The 1,360-nt window shown below is 55.9% G+C and carries 1 pseudogene; it reads right to left on the reverse strand.

The features are described 5' to 3' along the window. Positions 1-113: 113 nt before the first annotated feature. Positions 114-1,187 (reverse strand): annotated as a pseudogene (locus tag KMAL_RS16635) (IS701 family transposase); the annotation flags it as partial. Between the last annotated feature and the right edge of the window lie 173 nt (positions 1,188-1,360).

Here is a 1,360-nt window from a genome sequence, read left to right on the forward strand (position 1 = left end):
CTCTTCCTGGCCGAGTGCGAGTGGCGCTTCAACATCCGCTCGCCGGCAAAACTCCTGAAAATCCTCACTCAATGGGCTAAACTGTCCGCGTGAACCGTCCCAAACAATGCTTACCTATGCCAGCCCCATTCGTTTTTGGCCGTCTCGAACCCTTCTTCGATCCTCCAGCGCGTCCCTTCAACGTTCACCAGTTCCTGCGTGGTTGTCCCTTTCGGGCTCCAGGTCGTAAAATAGGCAAGGTCCCCGTCAGCGATGTTTCGGCGGATCAACAGGCCACGTGTCCATGGTCCGGCTATAGGGCAGTCAAATTCTTCAGCATCCAGATCAGCAAGCGGAAGATACGCCCAGTCATAAAGTCGCTCACCTTTTGTGACGTGCCCCGCTGACAGACGACGCCAGGCCTGGTCTGGCAGTCCTGCTGCAATATCTTTCGCCTCTCCGGCAATCAGCGGTTCCGTTGCCCATGATCCGAACCAGTGATTGCCCTTGACCCCAAGCACATATCCAATTCCTGCCCGGCGAAGCGTGCGTTCTACGTCGCCCACGCCATACACGCTGTCTGCTGCAACCCAGCGGAACGGCACACCGGCCTCAATACTTCGCTCAATCATCATCGAGGCTAACGCCGGTTTGGTTGCAAACACCACGTCATCGGGAACGTGGGCCCGCTTCAGACGCTCAGGCTTTGATGTCCAGTCTTTCGGGAGATACAGGGCGCGGTCAATAAAGGCATGCCCCCGTTCCGAAACATAAGCGCCAAACACACCAATCTGGCAGTTCGTGATCTTGCCGGCAGATCCCGTATACTGCCGCCCCACACCGCAGGACGCCTGACCCTTCTTCAGAAAACCGGTCTCATCAATGACCAGCACGCCCTCTTCAGTGCCCAGATGCTCAATCACATAATCCCTGACGACGTCACGAAGGGCATCGGCATCCCAGTGCCCGCGTCCCAGAAGCGCCTGCTGCCGCCATGGACCAGGATCTCCTGCGGCTTCCGCTCGCATCCATCCCGTCTTGCGTGGTTCATTGCCAATCAAAACATCAAGAAAAGCACAGGCCGAATCTACGACACGTTTTTGCGTGAACAGCGGCGCCATCCGATCCTTGGCGGACCGAAGCGAGCGCGCCCATAATTCCAGCGTCTCTTCAACAGACGTACCGCCACTCATCATATCCTGAATCATGGTTACCCATAGATTCAGAACTCAACACAAAATGCAACTGTAGTGCTAGGCTCAGGACCCATTGATATGATTGCGGAAATCTGATTCAGCCTCTGTGAGGAGACTGAAGATGAGTGACCTGTATTGGTTGACGGAGGAGCAGATGGATCGTCTGCGGCCCTTTTTCCCGAAGA

The sequence above is a fragment of the Novacetimonas maltaceti genome, from assembly GCF_002906255.1.
Taxonomy (GTDB): domain Bacteria; phylum Pseudomonadota; class Alphaproteobacteria; order Acetobacterales; family Acetobacteraceae; genus Novacetimonas; species Novacetimonas maltaceti.